Below are 4,262 nucleotides of genomic sequence, written 5' to 3'. Positions count from 1 at the left end.
TTTCGTCATTGCCAGAGGGACCGCCTCGGCTACATCCTAGCCGGAAGAGGAGAGGTTCAAAATGGTCCAGTCCGACTTTCCAGTTCGCGTCCCCTTGGTGACAGAACCCATGGGTGTGTTGAAGAGTTTGCAGACCGCGCGACGCAATGTCTTGGAGATTCTGCCCGAAATCGCGACACGTCAGCCGATGGTGTCAGGGCGCACAGGCAAACGCTGGCATATGGTGATGGACCCAGAGGCGCTGAACACGATTCTGCGTGACAAGCTGGCGGATTACCCGAAATCCACGGTGACCAAGGACCTGCTGCGGCCCGCCATCGGCGAGAGCCTGTTCATCGCCGAGGGGCAGGAATGGATGTGGCAGCGCCGGACGGCGGCGCCTTCGTTTTCGCACCGGCATGTGATGGCCTTGGCCCCCGTGATGTCGGCGGCGGCCGAGCGGGCTGTGCAGCGGCTCGAGGCTGCGGCAGGCAAGCGCGCGGTGAACATGTTCGACGAGATGGTGCAGACCACGTTCGAGGTGATCTCGGATGTGACCTTTTCGGGGGACGAAGGGTTCGACCGCGACGGGGTCCATCACGCGATCGAGGCGTATATCCAGAGCACGGCCAAGATTTCGCTGGGGGATATGCTGGGGCTGCCCAGTTGGGTGCCACGCCTGAGCCGGGTTCGCAGTGGCGGGGCCCTGACCGATATGCAGCGCGTGGCAGACGAGGCGATCCAGCGCCGCCGTGCCTCGGGGCAACCGAATGCGGCGCCCGATTTGCTGGACCTGCTGCTGGCTGGGGCGGACCCCGAATCTGGTCGGCAGATGTCGACCGAGGAACTGCGGGACAACCTGCTGACCTTTATCGTGGCAGGGCACGAGACGACGGCGCTGTCCCTGTCGTGGGCCCTGTATCTGGTGGCGGGCGATCCGCGGGTTCAGGACTTGGCCCGCGCCGAGGCGCAATCGGTGCTCGGGGACCGTGTGGCGGGGGCCGAGGACGTGCCCAACCTGCCCTACATCCGGCAGATCGTGGACGAGGCGCTACGGATGTATCCGCCGGCAGCGTTGGTGTCACGCACGGCGCTCAAGGCGGATCGGCTCTGTGGGCGCGAGGTGCGGCCCGGAGATACGGTAATGATCCCGATTTATGCTTTGCACCGTAACAACCTGCTCTGGGACGATCCTGATGCCTTCCGGCCCGAACGGTTTGCCGACCGCAAGGCGATTCGGCGCTACGCCTATCTGCCGTTCGGGGACGGTCCCAGGATCTGTATCGGCGCAAGCTTCGCTCTGACGGAGGCTGTGATCATTTTAGCGACGTTACTATCGCGCTATCGGTTTGATCCTGTACCCGGTCGCGACCCGAAACCAGTTATGATTCTCACCTTGCGTCCTGAAGGTGGAGTTTGGCTGCAACCAGATGTCGCAAAGGCGAATCAACCCTAGCGTGTTAGCCTATCAAATATGCATGATCGAGATGTGAGCAGGTCGGAAACACTGTGTGTAAAACGAACCTGAAACTATCACTTCGGTATATGGCGCTGTTTTATCAACGAAAAATCTTAACCTCTTATTAAATATTCCGACCAATACTCGCGATTAATAGTTGCCATTAGACTTTCGATAGCGTATCGTCTTTCGTATAGTTGAAGTACTTTTTAGCATGTTTTGCTGGGGCTCCTCGGACTTCGTGAGTGGTGGTCGGAATTAGGAGCCCCAGTTATTACCTTCAACGCCCCTCCCCAATAGGTAGTTTAAGTGTCAGCTTTGCTTGCGCGCATTCGCAAGCCAGATTAGTTGCGACCTGTGACTATTTGAGAGTTTTTGGACCCAACGAAAAAGCGCCACCCTTTGCAGGGCGGCGCTTTTCGCTTTTCTGGGAAATGTCGCGTTCGGTTAGCCGCGCAGGGTGGCACCGGTCGCCTTCTGAACCTTCTCCACGATCTTGGTGCTGATCGCTTCGAGGTCTTTTTCCTTGAGCGTGGTCTCAGTCGGCTGGATGCGCACGGTGATGGCGAGGCTCTTTTTGCCCTCACCCAGCGAGCCGCCGATGAATTCGTCGAACACGCGAACCTCCTCGATCAGGGCTTTGTCAGCACCTGCTGCGGCGTTCACCAGCGTCAGAGCTTCAACATTCGCGTCCACGACAAAGGCGAAGTCACGCTCGACCGCCTGCAGGTCGCTGACCTTGAGCGCAGGACGGGTGGTTGCGGCCTTGCGGGGCAGCGGGATTTCGGCGGGCCAGATGGTGAAGGCCACGGCGGGGCCTTTGACATCCATCGCGTCCAGCACTTTGGGGTGCAGCTCGCCAAAGACCGCGAGGGTTTTCTTGGGGCCAAGGCAAATGCGGCCCGAACGGCCCGGGTGGAACCATTCAGCGGTGTCGCGCATGATCTGGACCTTGGCGGGCGCGCCGATGGCCGACAGGATCGCCTCGACGTCCGCTTTGGCGTCGAACACGTCAACGGGGCGAGAGGAGCCGTGGGTGTCCTTGGGGCCGGTGCGGCCGATCAGAACGCCGGTGATCTGGGTGTGCTGCTCGCCCGGTTCGCCGCCGTGGAAGGCAGGGCCGCATTCGAACAGGGCCAGATCGCCGAAGCCGCGCGCTTGGTTGCGCGATGCGGCTGCCAGAAGGCCGGGCAGCAGGTCGGGGCGCATGTGGCTCATTTCCGAGGAGATCGGGTTTTCCAGACGGGTGGCATCTGTGCCGCCGCCGAACAGAGCCGCCTGCTTGCCGTCGATGAAGCTGTAGGTCACGCATTCGTTGTAGCCGAGGCTGGCAGCGGTGCGGCGACCGATGCTTTCGCGCTTCTGCATCGGGGTCAGGATCTGCTTGGGCACGTCGGTTGTCATGCGGGGCAGCGGTTTGCCGACCAGCTTGGTCAGCGAGGCCATGCGGGCCACTTCTTCGACCAGATCCGCTTCGCCCAAGACGTCAGGACGCCAGCTGGGGACGTGGGCCATGTCGCCTTCCATCACGAAGCCGAGCGCTTCGAGAGTCGCGCGCTGGGTTTCGGCAGGAATTTCCATGCCAACGAGGCTCTGGCAGCGGTCAGTGTCCAGCTTGTAAGCGCGGGAATGGTCGGGCAGTTCGCCGGCCATGACCACTTCAGACGCCTCGCCGCCGCAGAGATCAAGGATCATCTGGGTCGCGGCCTCTAGGCCTTCGGGGGTCCAAGCGGGGTCGATGCCGCGCTCGAAACGATAGCGCGCATCGGAGTTGATCTTCAGCGCGCGGCCGGTCAGCGCAGTGCGAACGGTGTCAAAGAACGCAGCCTCGAGGAAGACGTTGGTCGTCTCGCCAGTGCAGCCAGAGGGCAGGCCACCCATGACGCCCGCGATGGATTCAACACCGTTGTCGTCGCTGATCACGGTCATGCCGGGCTGCAGCGTGTATTCTTTTTCATCCAGCGCAACCAGTGTTTCGCCGCCCTGAGCCGCGTGAACGCGCAGGTTGCCAGCAACCTTGTCCGCGTCAAACACGTGCAGCGGGCGGTTGCGGTCATAGGTGAAGAAGTTGGTGATATCGACGAGGGTCGAGATCGGACGCAGACCGATGGCGCGCAGGTAGTCCTGCAGCCATGCGGGCGACGGGCCGTTTTTCACGCCCTTGATCACGCGGCCGTAGAACACGGGGCAACCGGCCAGCGCTTCGTCGTCGATGCTGACATTGATCGGGCACGGGAACACGCCAGCCACGGGGGTCACGGGTGCGGGCTTCAGCGTGCCAAGACCGCGGGCGGCCAGATCCAGCGCGATGCCGCGCACGCCAAGGGCGTCGGGACGGTTCGGGGTGATCGCGATCTCGATCACGGGATCCACCTTGGCCGGATCGTTTTCCGCCAGCCAGTCGGTGAACTTCTGACCGACCTCGCCCGAGGGCAGTTCGATGATTCCGTTGTGTTCGTCCGACAGCTCCATCTCGCGCTCGGAGCACATCATGCCATAGCTTTCGATGCCACGGATTTTGCCCACGTTGATGGTGATGTCGATGCCGGGAACATAGGTGCCGGGCTTCGCGACCACGACGGTGATGCCAGCGCGGGCGTTCGGCGCACCACAGATGATTTGCAGCTCGCCCTCGTCGGTGGCGACGGTGCAGACGTTCAGCTTGTCCGCATCGGGGTGCTTTTCGGCGGTCAGCACCTTGCCGATGGTAAAGGCACCCAGTTTCTCGGCAGGGTTTTCAACGCCTTCGACCTCGAGGCCCAGATCGGTCAGGGCATAGAGGATCTCGTCCAGAGTGGCCGAGGTATCGAGGTGTGACTTGAGC

General features: G+C 61.8%; 2 protein-coding genes. One reads left to right on the top strand and one right to left on the bottom strand.

Annotation, left to right across the window (positions count from 1 at the left end):
- The first annotated feature begins 61 nt into the window (after positions 1 to 61).
- Complete coding sequence (locus tag ACEQXV_RS17035) at positions 62 to 1,435, top strand: cytochrome P450 (RefSeq protein WP_370270160.1); 1,374 nt, start codon at positions 62 to 64, stop codon at positions 1,433 to 1,435.
- A 450-nt stretch (positions 1,436 to 1,885) separates the two neighbouring features.
- Here ACEQXV_RS17035 and pheT read toward each other — a convergent pair.
- Positions 1,886 to 4,262, bottom strand: a 2,377-nt coding sequence (gene pheT / locus ACEQXV_RS17030) for a phenylalanine--tRNA ligase subunit beta (protein WP_370270159.1), incomplete at its 5' end; no start/stop codon positions are given.

This window comes from Nioella sp. (assembly GCF_964229645.1).
Classification (GTDB): domain Bacteria; phylum Pseudomonadota; class Alphaproteobacteria; order Rhodobacterales; family Rhodobacteraceae; genus Nioella.
Note: the sequence above shows the minus strand (reverse complement) of the source record. Positions and strands in the feature narration are given on the sequence as shown.

What these genes read in the sequence shown, in the direction of transcription:
- ACEQXV_RS17035 (WP_370270160.1), top strand. Translation starts at nt 62, where the DNA reads ATGGTCCAGTCCGACTTTCCAGTTCGCGTCCCCTTGGTGACAGAACCC.